This is a genomic window from Verrucomicrobiales bacterium, from assembly GCA_016793885.1.
Lineage (GTDB): Bacteria > Verrucomicrobiota > Verrucomicrobiia > Limisphaerales > UBA11320 > UBA11320.
The window spans coordinates 13,029-31,548 of the sequence record JAEUHE010000178.1; the positions used below are offsets into that span (position 1 = coordinate 13,029).

The following is an 18,520-nucleotide window of genomic DNA, read 5'->3' on the forward strand; positions in this document are numbered from 1 at the left end:
GGCACTTCGAAATCCTATCCGATCATGAAAGAGGAAGGCAAACTCGATCTACTGGGTAGTGTCAGAGTCGCGACATTGCAGTTCGAGCCGCATCAACTGGGAAAGGGATCAGAATCCGAACGAGCTCGAGCCTCCTCCGCATGTTGCCGAGCGATGGACTGCTCGACTTACAACCCTCTCGATAAATTGCCCGATCGAAAGCTTGAAATAGTTTCGTAAAAAGGTCGCAATCAAGTGCGTGGATCCCTCGTGGAGCAACACAACGACACCGTAGACCAACGGGATGCCGTTCCGTGCTTTGCGTGGAGAAGCACTCCTTTCCGCGCCTACCTTCTATCTTATGAAGTCCTTATCTCCTCCTGGACTGGTGGTCTTACTCCTGGCATCAGGTGCGCTCCTTCGATCGGGGAGCGCCCACGCCGAGGGAATCTACCCCAACTCCTGGGTATACCCCTCCGCCACCGGCAACCTGCTCTACCGCCACGACGAACACGGGGTGCGGCTTTGCGACTTCTCCGATTGCGGCTACCAGGCAGGCAAACAGGAACTGCCCAGTGTCGGCCACGTGGTGCAAGAACAGGACCGCTGGGTATACGTCTTCCCTTCTAATGGTGCCAACGATGCCGACCTGATCCAAAACGCGATCGATCTGATGAGTCAAAAGCCGCTCAACACCAATGGATTTCGCGGGGTTGTACTGCTGACGGCCGGCGAGTTTAAGGTCGATCGCACTCTGTCTATCACCCAGAGCGGGATCATTCTCAAGGGTATGGGCAGCCCCGGCCAGCCCCAGACAACGATACGCGCCACCGCAAAAACCCAATACGACCTGATTCACATCACCGGCCTGGTGGAGCGAACGGAGGTCAGTCCGGACCAACTGACGATCATCAACCCGGTCGTTCCGGCAGGGTCGCGCACATTTAAGCTTTTCGATACCCGCGACCTTAAAGTCGGAGACTCCATCCTGATCACTCGCCCATTCACCGCGGAATGGATCTCCGAAATCGACATGGACAAATTGGCGATTCCGGTCTGTCCTCCGAATGTCACCTCGCCTAGCCAGTGTGTCATCAAGGGACTCAATTGGGACACTCGGAGGAGCCTCGTCTTCGAACGGAAGATCACCCGGATCGAGAACTCCTGGGTGACCGTGGATTCACCCTTGGCTCAAACATTCGACCTTCAATATGGTGGAGGATTCGTTCAAAAAACCAGTTGGCCCGAACGAATCCAAAACTTGGGGATTGAGGACCTGCAACTCGTCAGCGACTACGGCGACGATGACGATGAGAGTCATGGCTGGGTCGCCATCGAGGTGCGGAATGCCGAACATGTCTGGGTAAGGAACGTCATCGGCAAACATTTTGGCATGTCGCTGGTGAACATGTCTCACGGCAGCCGATATACCACCGTCGCGGAGTGCCGAAGCTTGGACCCTATCAGCAAGATCGAAGGAAATCGGCGCTACCCCTTCCGCATGGAGAAAGGAAACCACCACCTCATGCGCGATTGTTATTCCGACGACGGCCGTCACGATTTCGCGTTCGGCTCGCTGGTTCCGGGCCCTAATGCCAATGTGCGCTGCCAGACCCATGAATCGCACGCCGACACCGGCCCGCACTTCGGCTGGTCGGTGGGAGGGCTGTATGATCTAATCTCTATGGACGCCAGCTGGGGGGCTGACTTCGTCGGAAAAGTAGGCATCAACGTTCAGAACCGTGGACGAAACACCAAGAACCACGGCTGGACGGGGGCCTACATGGCCGTGTGGAATTGCGTGGCCCCCAACTTCCGGGTCCGCAATCCGCCGACCGCCCGGAACTGGCTGGTTGGGAGTATTGGCTTCATCGAAGACAGCCAATGGTGGCTGCCCCCAGTGGGCGATGATCCGGATGGAACCTACGAATGGTCAGGTCCTCTCACTCCCCTTCCTCAATTTGGCCAGTCCACGATCGGGCGTCACGTAAATCCCTACAGCCTCTACTTCGCCCAGCTGCAGCAGCGGATGAAATGGCCGCAGAGTGAATACCGGGAGTATCGGCTCGGCGACATCGACAACTTTGGAGACGTGGCTTCCCCGGAGGACAGGGGGCCGGTGGATCCCAGCTTCCTCGCCGCCATCCAGCAAAACTCAGGCGATCTCATCGTGAGCCAAAGCTTTGACCAGAAAACGGCGAACCGCCGGATGGCGTTCACCTTCTTCGCCCCTCTCCAAGGCGCGGAACGAATCGTCGCGGCCTCACTGGTGCTATGCCTGAAGGCGGTCGGAACCATCGGATCTTCAGACGCGCTCTTCCTCGACGATGCCACTGTCGGAACCCCATTCCCCGGCCGAGGGCTTGGCTGGGATATTCGCACCGACCGAGCCACGGTGAACACATTGGAGATCGATCCCGCTCTGCTCAAAGACGGAAAGTTAAACGTCTCGATCCAGCGAAACGTGGCCGTGGACTGGGCAGTCCTGCATTTACAGGTGACAACCGCAGCCGTTTCCGAACTGGCACTCCCGCCCATCGCGGACACTTATGTGCGCGGTGGGAGTCACAAACAGGGAAACTTCGCGACGGAAACCTCCCTCTGGGTAAAGCATGAGGACGACGGCGACTTCTCTAGGCGCACCTACCTGAGTTGGGCGCTGCCAAACCAGCCAGGCACGTTGGTCGGAGCCAAGGTCAGACTCTTCTGCAACGGAACCGGCGATCCCCGGAATGTGTTCTATGCGGCTCGAGCTCTCCATGATGATTGGAATGAGGGCTCGATGAACTGGATCAACCAACCTGGGAACCTGCCTCCGTTCGCCTACCTGGTTCCCGAGAGCGATGGCTTTATCGAATTCAGTGTACTGCCCCAGGTCATCGACGCGCTGCAAGAACAGCGTCGGTTGCCGCTCCAAATCTGGGCACCCTATGATCTAGGCGATGCTGGATTTACCTCCTTCGCGAGCCGCGATCATCCGGATGCTTCCAAGTGGCCCCAATTAATCCTGCAGACACGCGACGAGCCACCAAGCATGAGCCTGGTGACCAACGTCACCCTCTCGGCCAATGTGTCCTTCGGCCCGATCCCGATCACAGTTCATGATCCGGAAACCGCCGCGGGCCAGCTTCAGCTGAGAGCCAGGTCTTCGAACCCAACACTTCTGCCTCCGGCCGGGTTGGTAGTGGCCGGATCCGGTGCCAACCGGACGTTACGATTGATCCCGGCCGTCAACCAAACGGGAGCGGCGGACATCACGCTCTCGCTGTCGGATGACAAGCAAACAGTCACTCAAACATTTAAAGTCCGAGTGGGTAACCCCACGCCGCCTCCGGTTCTCTCGGTCATTGCGAATCAGAATCTATGGGAGCACACGACCTCGCCTAGGATCCCCTTCACCATCACCGATTCGCGCGGGAAGGCGGGGGAGATCGAAGTGCGACTCACAGCCTCGTTGTCATTGAGGCGTCCCCAGATCATTGCGTCCTTTGGAAGAAATGAGGCCGCCGACACCGGGGATTCAACGGTCTCCCATCGTTACCTGGTTCTGAGTCCGGCTCGCGGGTTTACTGGCATCGCTCGCCTCACCCTCCAGATCACCGACGGCTTCAACATCGTCGATCACCCGCTCGTCGTGAACGTCGCGGCTATCGACGATCCTCCGGGCCCGATCACCTTGGTCGAACCGCCCATCGGAACCTCCTTTCCGGTCCGGCAGGCGATCAACCTGGAGGCGATCATCAACGACTCGGAAAAGGACCTGGCACAGGTGGAGTTCTACAACCATACCAATCTGCTGGGCATCGTGAAAACTCCGCCGTATCGAGTGAGCTGGCAAAATCCACCCACGGGAACGGAGCCAGTGACGGCCATCGCAGTGGACCGCGCGGGCCAGCGAACCACCTCCGAGGAGGTGCTGTTTCAAATCGGCCCCCAGGCAGAAGCACCGCCGCTGCTCGCGATGCGACCGAATGACGGTGGCATGCAAATCAGCTGGGAAGTTGAGTCCGGAACGTATCGTTTGCAATCGACGGACGATTTGTCAGAACCCGTGGTGTGGATCAACGTCAGCCGCTTTACGAGTTCAGGGGGAGGCTCCACATTTGTCCCTGTTCCCGAAGGGATGAGGGAGCGCTTCTATCGGCTCATCGAGGTCGAATGAGCCGAGGGGGGGCGAAGCACTCCGCGAAGCGCTGTAGACGAGCGCTTCCCTGGCGGAGGCATCCCAAGATGGCTTGTGGGTTCCCAAACGATCATAGACATCGCGCAAGGTACTGCGATTCCAATCCAGGGAGCTTAAGGACAACCGCGCCTCGAGAGGGATGGGCGCCTGGGTGCGGTTTCCGACCACAGCGGAAGCGGACTCACCGGAATGCGCTCCGTCCTGTTGGCGACACGAACAGGTTGCCAAAAGTGCAAGGCCGATCCAGAGAGTGATGGGTCTCATTGCTCTTAAAAAATGCTCCCGCCTCAGATTGTAACCACGTTCCGAAAGATGATGACTTATAGCCTCCATCCAGATCGGAGGCGAGGAAAGAGTCGAAAAATCCAGAAGAACAATGGGTTGGCCCGAGCGCCCTCCCTCTCTGCACCTCACTCCGGAGCGACGGCCGAATCGGTTCGCCCCGCCGATGTCCACTCCTGCATCGGGGAGGCTGTACCGCACTCAACGCACATTGTATTTGGAAAGGCCGTGGAGCAGCCGGGACAGACTGCACCGGTAGCGAACGTGTCGAAGGGCCGGCGGCATTCGCCGCAGACCCAGAACTCGCCCACCGGGGGCACGGCTTGGCACCGAGGACAGACGAAGCCCGAACGACGCGGGGCTGACTCCAACCCGGCCAAATGCTTGGCTTGCTTGAATGAGTTCCAACACTGCCACAGGAGGAACGCCGCCATGAGAACGATCCAGGGCGATCCCATCCAGATCGCCAAACCCACTAGACCCAAGCCGCCCAGAAAGCCAATCCCCGTCGCAACCATCAAGCTGCGACTTCTGCCCAGAACGAACCACAGCAACGAGCGAAGGATCTGTCCCCCGTCCAGCGGGTAGACGGGAAGAAGGTTGAAAACGAGGAGAGCCGTGTTGATGAAAAGGACCGCCGAGATCCACTTAAACGCATCGGGATGTGAGTCCCCCCAACCAGCCGAGCGCATCATCCAATAGGTGGCGAGCAGAATCGGGGTCAGAAGAACGTTGACCAAGGGTCCGGCGGCAATGCTCCATAGGGTCGCACCAGGACGGGGCGGAGGGGCCACAAAGGCGATACCCCCCAGAGGCCACAGCACGATCTGGGAAGCCTGCCCACCCACCTGCCGGCAAGCCAGGGAATGACCAAATTCATGGAGCAGCACGATCAGGAAGAGCGAAAGATACTCGAGGACATTCCAGCCCAAAGAGGAGTACTCCGCGGAGCGGGTGTTGATCTCATACGCCCCCACCACAAACCAGGACCAATGCAAAAAGACTTCGATACCCGAGAATTCGAAAAGTCGGAGCGAACCGCTGCGCGTCGGTAACATGGCCCGATAGTGTCGCGGTCGCCCCCGGGATCACAAGCGATTTAGCCGCCAACACCCTCGGGTCAGGGCGGAGAGACGACGCGGTAATAACGATTGCCCACAATCGGAGCCAGGTGTCGCTTCTCCAGCAGCACGTCCTCGGCGATCACATCGTCAGCCACATCCCTCCATTCGACCGTCTCCAACTGATCGCACCACTGAAGGCGATACACCGCACCAGGCAACCCTCTCCACCGCACCAAACTCCCCTCGGGACTCGGCACTACCTCCACGATGACCGGCTGCGGCACCTCCACCGATCCGAGGGTCACCCAGTCCATGCGACATTTCTTGAAGTTCGTTTCCGGCAGGAGCTTGGTGATGGTCGTGTCGCCATACCAGATCCGCGTGCCGCTATCGCTCAGAATCTGGACCTCGGTGGTGGGGAGCCAGGGAGCTGGCGGCAGTTCCACGATGGCTTCCGGGTTGAGACCGCCGAGGAAGGCGGAGAGCAGCTGCGGTGAATCCCCAGGTTGTCCGGTCCAACGGTAGAGCCGAAAATCCTGCGGATAACGACCTGGCGCCGGCCCGGCAGGACCCGCGACGATCAGATAGTTAGTGCCCTCTCCTTCAATGCTCCTAATCCCGCGCCCAAATAGATCCAGCTCAATCGGAGGGCCAAACTGAGCCGAGCCCGGCGGGGCATCGCTGGCCGCCAAGGAGGCGAAGTTCAGGACCGTAATCACCAGGGCATGGGTGCGCCGATGTGCCGGAACCAACGGCGCCCGACACGCGATGTACGCCACCTCCGAGGAACCAGGCGCCAGACACAGGCCTTCCAAGTTGAATCCGGACCCATCCTCCGCCTTGGGATCAACCCCCTCCGCCACGCTCACGGCCAAGCCATAGTAGTTCGGCCCCTTGCCATGCAGATTCCGCACATCCCAGTCCACTAAATCCTCCTTGAGATGATCATACCGACCGACATAGGTGAGACTCGTGGCAGCGCCGGCATCCACTAGGTCGGTAGCGAAGATCCGTCCCCGGTTGACCCGCACCTCCGCAATGTTGGCGTGCGAGTGGGCTCCCATCCAGAACAGACGATTTCCAACCCGTGTCGATCCCTCGATGTCGACCTCGCGCGGTATTCCGTCCTCAATGTCCAATAAGCCGAGGAAAGGCGTCATGGGAAATCGGGACTGGGGCAGCCCCGAGCGATCTCGTTGATAGAGGCGGATCATTTGGTTCTCGTCGTCTCCCACCAGCATCCACCCATCCGCAAGAGGGATGACGGTCGAACCGTCCCCAGCGCCCATCAGATACCGGGTGCGCTCCGATGCCATACCCGATGCGGCATAGTCGAAGGACTCACGGGCCAGCAGGCCCCCATCCCAGGCCTCGACGGTCAGACGCGCGTAACCCACTCCCGAAGGCTGGATGCGCAGTCGCCACTGTCCTCCCGGCGCGGCCTCCAAGGTGAGACCGTCGGCCGACACAACCGTCGGCGCATCGCTCGCTACCGTCACGCGAAGCTGCGCGCTTTCCGACTCGTTGTCTGAAACCGAGAAGAGAACTGAAGGATTGGTGGGATCACCCAGGGCCCCACAAATCGGGTCAATCTTGGAAATGACGGGCGGTGTGTTGTTGGCGGCTCCGGGAGTTAGTAAACCGCCGGCGGGCAGGTTGGTGCTCGAGAGGGACCGATCGTAACGCAGACCGGCAGGATCGCTGGATCGAAGATCTCCAAAATACCAGGCCGTGGCCTCGTTGGGCAGGTTGTTGCCGTAGAACCGGGTCGCGGCATCCGGCGGGTTGCTGACCAGGTCAGCGAGCACGACGCCATAGGCTAGGTCACCCAGCACTTCGCCGCGCCAGGCTATGGAGTCCAGGATCGAACTGCGCTTAGGAAGCCCTTCCAGAACTCCGTTGTCGCCATTGTCCCAATCGTCGTCTTCATCCACCTCCCCGCTGGCGGCGAGGAGTAGGAGTGAGAATGAACCGTTAGGGAAAGAACCACCGGTAGCCTCCCCCGATCGCGGCAGTGGGAAAATCCCCGTGGCAGGATCGACCGGAACAGGGTCCCGGGCCGAGGTGATCCACAGCAGCCCATTGGTACCCAACTGAGTCCCCGTGAGGGAGAGAACCCGGCGAGCGGTTCCAAGATTGCGCGTGGCTTCACTTTCTATCACCACCAGGTAGATGTTGCGCAGAACCGCGCCCGGCGTGCCGCGCAATTCGACGAACTCCTGATCCTGATCAGCTCCCAAGGGATTGACGACAACCTCGTTCAACAACAGGAAATCATTTTCTTGAACCTCGAACTCAACCGCGGGCACCAGCGCATCCTTGAAGCGGCCATCCTGAGTTTCGGTGACTCGGTGATGGAGCCTCAGCTCCCGGACCGAGACGTCCACTTCCAGGTTTTCCACCGCCCGAACCCAGATAGCGTGAGGCTCCGTGCTGGTCAGGCGCAGCGAGCGATGCGTCCCATAGGTCGCTCCCCGATCGATGCTTAACTCGAGGCCGGGATCCGCCTGGATCTCCAGATCCACCTCACCGGTTGGAGTCACAGAAAGAGCCACGCGATACTGGCTGGTGCCACCCGCCTCGGCCAGCGGAGGGAGATCGGGGGGGACCTGCACCACCACGCCGGGAGCAGTAGGCGCACCGAAATTCGAGGCGCCAATATGGTTCAGCTGGGCGTTGGCCAAAGCGATCGGGTAGGTCCTGGAAGCCTCAGCCAAGGAGAAAGGCGGACTCAAGGAGTTGATCTCGCTCGCCGCCCAATCCGTCGCCTTGAAGGTGGTGGAGTTGTTGAGCCGGGCAATCCAGGTCGGCGTAAACCCGAGCGAGACGACCGTTCCACCCGCGGTTGCTCGGCTGCCCGGCAGCCCCGCGCGACGAAAGTTCAGCAGCCCATAGGCGATGTCGCCCAGGCCGTCGACGTCCAGAATGCCCACGGAGTCGTAGATAGCCGCCTGCTTCAAGGCCTCTCCATCCAGGACACCGTCATCGTCCGCATCCAGGTCATCCCCAATAAGGATGTCCGTGTCGCTCTGGACCAGCAGGAACGTGAGCGAGGCGTTCTCAATGTCAGTCTGGGATCCCTCGCCTCGATGCCGCACAGTGCTGTCGCCCCCATGTCCCCATCCCGGTTCGGGCCCCGTCTGCTCGATCCGAGCGGCCGCAGAATGCACCGGATAGCCGTGTCCATTCTGAAGCAGCACCAAGAGCCCGTTGCCGCCCACGCGTCGCCCCGACAGATCGAAAATGTCCTGCACCGTGCCGGGATTATTGGCCGCGTCCCCTTCCAGGCCCAGCAAGTAGGTACCCTCCGGAAAAGCACTGTTGGGAACCCCGCGGAGTTCAATCCATTCATTGGGGGCATCAGCGCCGGGAGGGTTGAAGAAGATCTCGTTGATGAAAAACGACTCCGCACGACCAAGTGGCACCCCACCAAGACCTTGGACCGCGCAGACAAGCGCCCAAAGCACCCGCCAACGCGTCACGACTAAGGCACTCTCAGAAAACCACCTCATGCGTCGACGACAACAGAACCCGCCCCATACATCGGTCCTGGGAAGGCCGGGTTAACCTCGGAAAGAGGCGGCTAACCCCGGCCTGCCCCTGCGACAGAAAGGAGAGCACACTCACCCAAGGCGGAGCGAGCCAGAAATGACCCGAGGATTAGAGGATTGCCGGCTCACCCATGATGGGAGTGCCATCTAGCTGAGAAGTCCCGCCCACGGCCAGGGCTTCGCGCTTGTCGGTGTAGCCGGGGATGATGCGTTCGAGTTGGGCTTGCGTGGAGCCAAGGTGGTCGCGAATGATCTTTCCGAGCACGCTCCGATAGTCATAGGCACGCTTCAGATAGCGATTATCGACGCCGAACATGGAGCCATCCCCAATACCAGTTTGGTTGGGAGGACCGGGAATCCACTTCACCACGTCGTTGGGATGACACCCGAACACTCCAGAGCGACCCTGGCCATAGCCACTCACACTGCCGCCCGCGACCCACATGAGTCCCGCTTCGGCATGGTCCGTGCCTTCATCGGAATTCTGAACCGTCGTACGCCCGAACTCCGTCAATGTCACCACCACCACGTTCTTCCACTGAGCGCGGTCGGCGTAACGGGTGAAATACTTGCGCAGGGCATAAATGGCCCAGCCTATGCGACGCTGCAGGTTGGCATGCGAACCGGTGGCTCCGCCCTGGTTGGAGTGCGTGTCAAAGCCATCCAACTGAGTTCCGGCCACAATCGCATCGGTCTTGTTGAGGATCAGCGCCGCGGCCTTCAAATTGGTGAAGAACTCTTCCGATGTCGTACCGGGGGGCACGACATACTTTTGAGCATCCTTGGGAGCCCCGGCACCCGGGCGAACCCAGCCGCCATTGATCTCGTCTCGCGTGGGGAAAAGGTAGTAACCCTGATTGCCGTTGGCTTCATACCAATCCCGGTCCCCATCCGTGATCCCGTCGTCCCGAAACGTGTTTCCCGCCTCATTGAAGCCGGGCCGCAAGTCCTCGAAGATCGAGAGGGTCTGACTCAGATTCTCATGCTGAAGGTGCAACATCTCGCGCTCGCGCTTCGGCGTGTACGGGAGTCGATTCAGCTCCTTGAGGAACTCGGCACTCTTTCCGGCTCCAGAGAGGCCCGGAACACCCAGCAGCGAATAGCGGTCGGTGTCGGTGAGATTGGTCATCGCAGCGCCAGAACCCCGAAGGATCATGGGCAGGGATCGCTGAACCGAAACGCCGGTCAAGGGCGACGTCTGGGCCAATCCCGACTCGACCATGGCCCGGTAGAACACCCCATCCCGAACGGTGTTGCTGAAAGGCGCGCCATTCTCCCAAAAATTCTGGGAATCGAAGTGGGAGCGCGATTGCTTGGGATAACCAACCCGGTGAATCAAGGCCAGCTGGCCGTCGTTGTAAACCGGAGCCAAAAACTTGAGGCTGGGATGTAGAGCCGCGAAGCCGTTCCCCAAGGAGATCGCCTTGTCGTAGCTGTAAACCGGATCCGTCGATAACCGCGCGGTGCCCGCAGCATCGCGGGCCAACGTCGCATCGAAGCACGGCCGGCCGGACACATCATAATTTGCCCCTGCCGCAGTGTCTTTGGCGATGCCAATGTCGGGCCGGGTGAGATCCGGGGAGGCGACCGTACCCATGTTGTAATAGGCGCGGTCCTGAACTGGGATCACCGAGTTCAACGCATCGTTCGCCCCCCGCAAAAAAATGAAGAGCACCTTTTTGCCATTGAGGCCGATGTTCCCCTCCGCCAGAGCCTGACGAACGAAGGGAGGGATATCCACGAGGGTGGAAAGCGCCACCCCCAAGCCGCTCTTGACCGAAAGATCCAAGAAGGAGCGCCGGGTGATTAAGTTCAGAGACTTGTCACTCATAACAAATTATTGTTCTTCGAAGCGTGGAGAGATCATCAACAGGGAAACCATGGAGCGGACGCGCGTGTCGTAGGCCAAGGTGTCCACTCCCAGAAGATTGAACGGCGAGGCGGTCAGACCGTCGTCGGACTGGTTCAGGAACCGAACCATGGATGCTTGATAGTCCAACAGATTCCCGGCCCCCTCCCCCGGAAAGAGGCGATCTAAGAAGAATTGAGCGACCTGCCCGGGATCACTCCAGGATGCCGCCGGAAGTTTCGCCTTCAGTAAGGACACAGGATCGGAAAGGTTGCGGTTTCCTCCGCTGATACCATCCGACTTCTGCGCATCGCCCGGCCCCATCAAGAAGCTTTGGACAAAGTGCGCGCGCTCGGCCAGGGTGCCGCCGCTGATCCACCCCGCCCCCGCTTCGGGATAGCCATCCGGCTCCACGCGACTGAACAGACGCATCACTCCCATGCGCGTCAGCGGAGAGGTCGAAGCGCTGGCGCTGCGGCCCGAAATCGAAAAACCATCGGTTGAGGCTGAGAAATTGCCATTGCCGAGGTCCGCTCGCAGTGCACGAATCGCGCTCACGCAGAATTCCAGAGGGGTCTTTACCTTCTGCATCGATCCGCCATTCTTGCGGAACAGCTCGGAGTTAAAGATGGTGCGTAATACCGACCGGATCTGCCCCTTCGGATTGCCATTCTCCCAAGCCAGCATGCATTCATGCACCAGCTTTCCCTCGGCGGATAAATCCGGATCGCGATAGTCATACTCCCCATGCACGAATCCGTCGTGGATGAAGAGCCGACAGAACTTCACGCTGATGAACTCGGCCGTAAACGGTTGGTTCGCCAGATGGTTCACCACATCGTAGCCATCTTTCACCCCATCATTCCCCGATCGGGCAGGCAGCCGCAGCTCGTAGTTTCGTCCCGCCCAGGGAGGCCCAAACCGCTCCGGAACGACTTTCCCAGGGAAGATAACCTTTTCTTTCAGGTTGTGGCGATTGGTGCGGAAGCCGAAACTCCAGACTCCGACCAGATTCGAGATCGACCCCAGGGCGACCGCGTTGGTCAACGTGCTGTCCAGCTTGTTGGTGGTCTGAGGAGCAAATGGATCGCCCACGTTCTGCGGGTCCACCAAGCGGATCGACCAGCCAGTCCAGGCCCGGGAAGTGGCGACGATATCCTTCTGATCGTAGCCGTTGTCCACTCCGAAGGTATAAAGCTCCAGCAGCTCGCGTGAGTAATTCTCGTTGGCAATATTGTTTCCATCCCCTCGGCTGTTTACCGTGTCCAGATAGATGATCTGGGCGGGACTTTCCGCGCTGATCTGAAGAAGTTCGCGGAAGGTGCAATCCGGCTTCAAGAGGGCGCTGCGCCAGCGGGAGATCTCGCGGAACTCCAGCCGAGTCGCCTCCCGATCCCGCCAAGCCCCGCCATCATAATAGCGATCCAGATACTCCGAAGACTTGGAGTGCTCAGTGACGAAGTGATTCTCAAAGAACTGCGTCAGAACCTCCAGCAACTGCCGCTTGCTCTCGACCGCGTGCAAGACGAACCAGCTTCTCAGGATGGACACATCCGCCTGGCCCGAGGTGAGCAGTGAGTAGGCTTCCGATGCCAAAGGGCGGACCGGCCGAATCGGCCGAGTGGAATTCACCGACGTCCCCCCCGAGCACCGGAGGGTGAGAGTGACGTCCTGGTTGGTGGTGTAATACCAATAGCTCAGGGTGTAGGTCTGATTGACCTGAAGCCCCGTCAAATTCTGATACAGCGCGTTAGCTGAACCGCTCCCGGCCGCCGTCGCCACCAACAGCAAGCACTGGTTGCCCGAGTGCCCGACGTTTGTAACCAAGGTGGATTGGGCGAAGTTAGCGGTCGCCACCCAACGAGGGGCCAAAGCGCTCTCGAAGCTGCCATTTTGAACAAACGACGTGCCAACCTCCGCTTGCGTGCCCCGCACGAGCTTCACATCATCCAACAGGACCGAGCCCGGGCCGCTGAGATAGAGATAGAGCCGGGCGGCAGTGACCACCCCGGTCTCCGTAACATAGATCCACCCCGTTTTGGGCGGAAGCTGATCCATGTCTTCAGTGAGCCCTTCGGGGGCCAGCTGTTCCTCGATATAGGCTTGAGGCCCAATTGGCGAGGGTCCCGTCAGAATGCGATCGAGCTCATCCGGCGTGGGACCATAGGCCAGACGGTTCAGCACATTGGCGGTCAGCAGCGCCTCATCGCTCAGAGGCTCCACCCCGAGCCGGAAAAACTCGGAATCCAGGTCACTCGATCCGCTCCAGGAGGAACTCGACACCTCGCCCGCCGAGTCGGCGATAAATGGTCCCAAGGCAGTTTCGGATCTCTCGATGCGGTAGGATTTGGCCGCAGGATACGGAGCCCATTCGAGTCGAACCTGGGAGTTGGTTCGGCTGAACCGACTCACTGTCAACGGTTCAGATGCGATGCTCGATAGCGCAGCGAGAAAGGGCAGCTGCACGGTCAAGCCTAGCAGGACAAGTGAAGCACGCATAGTGGACATCAGTGGATCAGGTAATACGGATGTTAAACTGTCGCAAGTGATATTTGGATGCAAGTGACATTCTTGGCTCTTTGCGGTGCAAGAATGGAGTGGGCATGGGCCGACCAGGACGGCAGAGTTGGTCGGCCCCTAATCCGGTGCCTTCATGCCAGAAAACGTTCCAGTTTCAAGACAGACGCAGCCTCAACCCGGCCGGCTGTCGCTGTCCACCCGAGGGGTGATCGCGGTGGTCCTGGGGGCGGCGGGCATCGGTTTGGCCCCGATCTGGATCCGGCACAGCCAGCTCGGACCTTTTGCGACGGCTGCCCACCGAATGCTCCTGGCCGCACCGTTTCTCTACTTGTGGAGCGTGCTCGAACGTCCCAGGGTGCCGGATCAACGTCCCGCCCTGACCTCATCGGACTGGAAATGGCTCTTCGCCGCCGGCTTTTTCTTCGCCGGAGACATGGCCCTCTGGAACTGGTCGCTCCATCTGACCACGGTGGCCAATTCGACCCTCATCACCAATCTGACGCCACTTCTGGTGATGATCGCCGCCCGGATCTTCCTGGGGGAAACGGTCAGGCGGGCTTACTTTTTCGGCATGCCGGTCGCCTTCCTGGGAGCCCTGTGCCTGGTAGGCTCTAGCTCGGTGTATAGGCCCGAGCATTTAAAAGGGGATCTCATCAGCGCGTTGGCGATCGTTTTTTACGCCGGCTACCTTTTGACACTGCGCCAGCTTCGCCAGAGGCTCTCATCGGCACAGGTGCTCTCCGCTTCAGGACTCGTCAGCTGCGTGATCCTGTTTACCATCGCCTTCACGGCGGAAGAGCAGATCCTTCCCGCGGCTGGCGCGGGATGGCTGCCGCTGCTGGGCCTGGCGCTGATCAGTCACGTCGGCGGACAAGGCTTGATCGCCTACGGCTTCGGTCATGTTCCTGCCGCCGTGGGCTCTCTCATCCTCCTCGTACAGCCCGTGGTGGCGACGTTTCTGGCGTGGTGGCTTCTGGGCGAGAAGTTGGGATCCGTGGAGATTCTGGGGGCAGTCCTGGTATTAGCCGGCATCGTCATCACCACGATGCCTAGCAGAAATCCAAGGCAGTAGGATTTCCCGGTCACGAGAAACCCGCGCCCTTCTCCGCTGTGCTGCGCCCGGAAGAGTCGGGGAATCGATTACGATTACGATTACGATTACGATTACGATTACGATGGCGAGGCGAAGGGGGGGGGAAGCCCCCAAGCATGCTGGGGTTCATAGAAAGGCGTGTCGCCCCTTTATGGACCGCGCGTGGCATGCCACCGCTTTTCCTACACGCTGCGGCAATCCCCGTCGCCCCCTCGCCTAATCAGGTGACTTCGTAGCAATCAATAATAGGCATCCTGCCTACCGTCCGATGCTATCTCTTGAGGTTGTAGGCCGTGCTCACCAGGGTCCACTCCAGTTTCAAGCAAACTGACAGCGGATCGGCTCTTTTCCGCAGGAAAAATATCTAGCAGCCTGTCGCGACGTTTCCTACGTCATGCTCTAGAACGAATGAGGCTCAACGCCGGACTCACGTCCGGTCGGGACAAGTCCGAAAGGCTGCTAGCTGAATCAAGAGTCATAAAGCCCGCAATCGCACCCGGTAAAACCCCTGACCTGCGTCTCTATCGATCGGGAGCTCGAACTGGAGGCGATAATCCTCGGCGAACCAATCCCGAAAGGGAGTCCAGTTCACCAGATCCAAGGACCTCTGTAGCTCATAGGTGCCCCCTGGTTCCGAAGTAAACTGGACCATCCAGGAACCGTTTTCCGGGGACGGAAGAACCTCTAACTGAATCGACGTCGGACGTCCAAGCCTCAAGGGAAATGACGCGGACGCCGTGTGTCCCGCTCGGTCAGACACCACCACCCGGTAGTCCGCTACGCTCGCCGCATCGAAATCGCGAATGCGCAGCACTTGACGATCAGCGCCTTCGATGGGGAGCCCGTCCCGGTGCCAGACATACTTAAGAAGTGGATCCGCGTCGACGAACACGAACAAGTCAACTGCACCTCCCGGTTCCACCTCCGCTACTTGAGACTGTGCAACAATGTTCGGACGCGAGGAAAGGGCTGCGGTAAAGGACACCGAATCGACGAATAGGCCCTCATCATTGGTCATCGGCACCCAATAATCGCGCTGCGGAGAACTCATCCACCTCAAGGTATGCCAGCCGGCGGGTATCGTCACCGAGCGCTGGGTCCAGGGATAGGATCCAACCATCAGCGGAGCCCCGATGTTGTTCGCCTGGAACTCCAGCATCCGGGTATATCCCGGTAGCTCTCCACGTTGGACGAAGCGCACTGTCCCAGGCCCGAAGACTCTCGTTTGAATCCAGCTCGCTGTAGACGGCCGATACTCGTCGCTCCTCGCGCAGGTAGGTCCGGAGTTCGGGGATGCTTTGCTTTCGGTCCACGGAGTCCCGGTCGTGATCCACACGCGTCCGGTGGTGTTCAACGCGGAACCCAGTTGAGAGTCCGGGTATACAATGAGGCGGACCGCGTCCCCCACCAGGCGAGAGCCATCCACCCGCTCCGCCACGGCTCGGTACCAGCCCGACTGATTGGTGGTGATGTCGGGAATCAAGAGCTGGGAGTTGGTCTGTCGAAACAAAGGTCGATCATGCTGATACCACTGCCAACTGCGAATTCCTTCCACAGAGGAGGATGCTGCCAGACGGAGGTTCTCGCCCTGGTGGAGGAGGGTCAGCGGACGCTGATAGTTTATCGGGACATTCGAGCCTAATCCAGGCGTCTCCACTCCGCCTTTGATGCGGAGAATGGATGAATAGTGAATACCGTCGTAGGTCGTTCCGGTCCAGGCTCCACCACTTACAAAAGCGTCCCCGAGGGAATTGAAAGTGAGCGCACTTAAAGAGCTTCCCAGGCTGAACGCTGATTCGGGGACAAAAGTCGGGTCCCAATCTCCATCGATGCTCAATCGATAAATATCTGTGCCCACCACCCAAGGACGGCCTGACGGATCCAAGGTGATCTCTTGCACTGGACCGCGGATGCGTTCGGCGACGGGGTCGAAGCTGCGATCCCATCGCCCGTCGGCATGCAATCGAAAAAACCGATTGGTGAAGCCTCCCGGATTCATTTTGTAGCTGGCGCCCACGAGGAGCCGGCCGTTACGCAGGACACAGACACTTTCAGGCCCACCGCGAAACGGAGACTTGAAGGAACGATCCAGTTGAAAATTGGAGTCGAGACGTATTAACCCGCTCGTGTCTGGATCAGCTGGATCTCCAGCGACAAAAAAACCCGAAATATAGATCCGACCTTCCTCGTCTCGAGCGAAGGTATTGACTCGCCCCGCTGAACTGCCAGCCTCCGCTGGCAGGTTCAGGTGGAACGTCGAATCAATCGTGCCGTCGGCGAACACTCTCACCAGGTTGGTATGCGGGGCGCCGTTGCATTCGTTGAAGATGCCCCCTAACAAAATGTGGCCCGTCCCAGTCCGAATCATCGCCATCGCTCCCCCGGAAGAGCGGACCCCCTTGAAGGAAGGATCCAGCGACCCATCCGACAATAACCGGAAGAGGATGAGGGAATCCGTCTGCCCCGGCTCAGAAGGCAGCTTGCCGCACGCCAGGAAGCGGCCTTCTGAGTCCGGAAGAAGCCCCTTCACGCCCGAATAGATGCGATCCAAAATCAGGGGAGAATCCGCGGTGTAGCCAAGTCCACGAAAGGATGAATCTAAGTTCCCCGCGGCAGTCAATCGTGTGAGTATGGGATAGGGGTTGAAGGCATGGGACGCGTAACCTCCGAAACTTCCACCGACCCACAATCTTCCCTCACTGTCCCATTGGAGCGCCTGCGCGGATCCTGTGGAGGGAAAAAAGGGAGCCTGGAATTGTCCGTCGATATGACCCGGTTGGAGGTTAAGATCTGCACTCTGGAGTCCCAACGTGGCAGCCAGAAACAACGCAAACGAGGCAAGCCAGGGCAAATTCATCGGTACTTACCTTAACCGATTGAGGGTCATCAATCAACCGTGACGTTTCCCTTTCAAGCCTCACCCGGGTTTGATCACACCCCTCCACCCCCTCATTTTTTGGTGCTTGCCGCCCACAGCGGCGCGCCGATAACTTCTTAAAACGTCAAGTTACTAACTCCCAAGATCAGATATGGATAGAATCAACTTTGTTCCTCGGGCGGCACGCGGCGGCGGCTTCATCAGCCAGATGATCCGCTGGTTCATCATGGTGGCGATCTATGACATCTGCATCGGCACCATCGCCGAGGTTCTCGGTGTCTCACGCCTCGTTGCCTGCTTTATTTTCCTGGGCGTCCTGCTCGCCATTAGCGGCATCGGATACATCATCCGCCAGAAAATGAGCACGCCGGCCGATATGTGATCCGCATCGGGAAATCCGCCGCCACCACCATGCGTTCCCAGATCGCCCACGCGCCCACGTTCACCACCCTGGAACTCACGTTCTCCGCGGGTGAATCCATCCTGGTACAGCCAGGGTGCATGCTCGCGATGACGACCGGGTTCGAACTGAAGGCGGGCCTGGGCAGCCACATGACCGGCCAAGGTCGACTGGGACGCGCCACCCGCAGCGTGCTGGCCGGGGAGAGTTTCGTGACGGCGATGTACACCGCCAAACGCGACGCCGAGCGCCTCACACTCGCGCCCGATCAAATGGGCGAAATCCGGGAGCTCCACATCGGTTCCGAACCCGCCTACTGCATCGCCAGTGGCGCCTTTTTGGCCTGTACGTCCGGCATCCAGATCAGCCTCGAATTCGCCGGCGTCCGCGGATGGCTCGCCACTCGCGGGCTGTTTCTCATGCGTCCGCAAGGTGAGGGGTCCCTCTTTATCTCCAGCTATGGGGCCTTGGTGGAAGTCGACCTGCAGGAGGGGGAACGTTACGTTCTCGACAACCGCTACATTGTCGCCTTTTCCGCCTCTCTGAGCTTCGAGACCGTCAAGGTGGCGTCGTCTCTTCGCCACTCCTACCTGTCCGGAGAGGGCCTGGTCAACCGCTTCACCGGCCCCGGAAAACTGCTTTACCAGACTCGCGCGCGTCCGGGTCGCGGCTTCATGCGCAGCATGCTGGACGTAGCCACCTAGTCGCGCGCCCGACACCG

9 protein-coding genes are annotated in these 18,520 nt (G+C 59.5%); 4 read left to right on the plus strand and 5 right to left on the minus strand.

Going from position 1 to position 18,520, the window contains the following annotated elements; all coding sequences use genetic code 11:
• Positions 1 to 340: 340 nt before the first annotated feature.
• On the plus strand, positions 341 to 4,141 hold the full coding sequence (locus JNN07_19850) for a DNRLRE domain-containing protein (GenBank protein MBL9169998.1): 3,801 nt from the start codon (positions 341 to 343) through the stop codon (positions 4,139 to 4,141).
• 431 nt (positions 4,142 to 4,572) lie between these two features.
• On the opposite strand, the gene JNN07_19855 is transcribed toward JNN07_19850, so the two are convergent.
• The 4 genes from JNN07_19855 to JNN07_19870 form a co-directional block, all read right to left on the minus strand.
• Positions 4,573 to 5,502: a site-2 protease family protein gene (locus JNN07_19855; protein MBL9169999.1), complete on the minus strand. Its 930-nt coding sequence runs from the start codon at positions 5,500 to 5,502 to the stop codon at positions 4,573 to 4,575.
• A gap of 62 nt (positions 5,503 to 5,564) precedes the next feature.
• Positions 5,565 to 9,020, minus strand: coding sequence for a hypothetical protein (locus tag JNN07_19860; GenBank protein ID MBL9170000.1), 3,456 nt, complete (start codon positions 9,018 to 9,020; stop codon positions 5,565 to 5,567).
• Positions 9,021 to 9,168: 148 nt separating this feature from the next.
• Positions 9,169 to 10,890, minus strand: coding sequence for a DUF1501 domain-containing protein (locus tag JNN07_19865; protein MBL9170001.1), 1,722 nt, complete (start codon positions 10,888 to 10,890; stop codon positions 9,169 to 9,171).
• A 6-nt stretch (positions 10,891 to 10,896) separates the two neighbouring features.
• Entirely contained in the window at positions 10,897 to 13,407 is a 2,511-nt protein-coding gene (locus tag JNN07_19870; GenBank protein ID MBL9170002.1) for a DUF1800 family protein, read from the minus strand.
• Positions 13,408 to 13,561: 154 nt separating this feature from the next.
• On the opposite strand from JNN07_19870, the gene JNN07_19875 reads away from it, so the two are divergent.
• On the plus strand, positions 13,562 to 14,500 hold the full coding sequence (locus JNN07_19875; GenBank protein MBL9170003.1) for a DMT family transporter: 939 nt from the start codon (positions 13,562 to 13,564) through the stop codon (positions 14,498 to 14,500).
• A 496-nt stretch (positions 14,501 to 14,996) separates the two neighbouring features.
• Here the strand turns inward: JNN07_19875 and JNN07_19880 are convergent, their stop codons facing one another.
• Complete coding sequence (locus JNN07_19880) at positions 14,997 to 17,378, minus strand: hypothetical protein (protein MBL9170004.1); 2,382 nt, start codon at positions 17,376 to 17,378, stop codon at positions 14,997 to 14,999.
• Between the two features lie 172 nt (positions 17,379 to 17,550).
• Between JNN07_19880 and JNN07_19885 the strand changes: the two genes are divergently transcribed.
• Positions 17,551 to 17,781: a hypothetical protein gene (locus JNN07_19885; GenBank protein ID MBL9170005.1), complete on the plus strand. Its 231-nt coding sequence runs from the start codon at positions 17,551 to 17,553 to the stop codon at positions 17,779 to 17,781.
• 29 nt (positions 17,782 to 17,810) lie between these two features.
• Positions 17,811 to 18,503, plus strand: coding sequence for a TIGR00266 family protein (locus JNN07_19890; protein ID MBL9170006.1), 693 nt, complete (start codon positions 17,811 to 17,813; stop codon positions 18,501 to 18,503).
• The last annotated feature ends 17 nt before the right edge of the window (positions 18,504 to 18,520 follow it).

Excerpts from the sequence above, each read along its gene's own strand:
- JNN07_19850 (MBL9169998.1), top strand. The coding sequence starts at position 341 with ATGAAGTCCTTATCTCCTCCTGGACTGGTGGTCTTACTCCTGGCATCA.
- JNN07_19855 (MBL9169999.1), bottom strand. The coding sequence starts at position 5,502 with ATGTTACCGACGCGCAGCGGTTCGCTCCGACTTTTCGAATTCTCGGGT.
- JNN07_19860 (MBL9170000.1), bottom strand. The coding sequence starts at position 9,020 with ATGAGGTGGTTTTCTGAGAGTGCCTTAGTCGTGACGCGTTGGCGGGTG.
- JNN07_19865 (MBL9170001.1), bottom strand. The coding sequence starts at position 10,890 with ATGAGTGACAAGTCTCTGAACTTAATCACCCGGCGCTCCTTCTTGGAT.
- JNN07_19870 (MBL9170002.1), bottom strand. The coding sequence starts at position 13,407 with ATGCGTGCTTCACTTGTCCTGCTAGGCTTGACCGTGCAGCTGCCCTTT.
- JNN07_19875 (MBL9170003.1), top strand. The coding sequence starts at position 13,562 with ATGCCAGAAAACGTTCCAGTTTCAAGACAGACGCAGCCTCAACCCGGC.
- JNN07_19880 (MBL9170004.1), bottom strand. The coding sequence starts at position 17,378 with ATGAATTTGCCCTGGCTTGCCTCGTTTGCGTTGTTTCTGGCTGCCACG.
- JNN07_19885 (MBL9170005.1), top strand. The coding sequence starts at position 17,551 with ATGGATAGAATCAACTTTGTTCCTCGGGCGGCACGCGGCGGCGGCTTC.
- JNN07_19890 (MBL9170006.1), top strand. The coding sequence starts at position 17,811 with ATGCGTTCCCAGATCGCCCACGCGCCCACGTTCACCACCCTGGAACTC.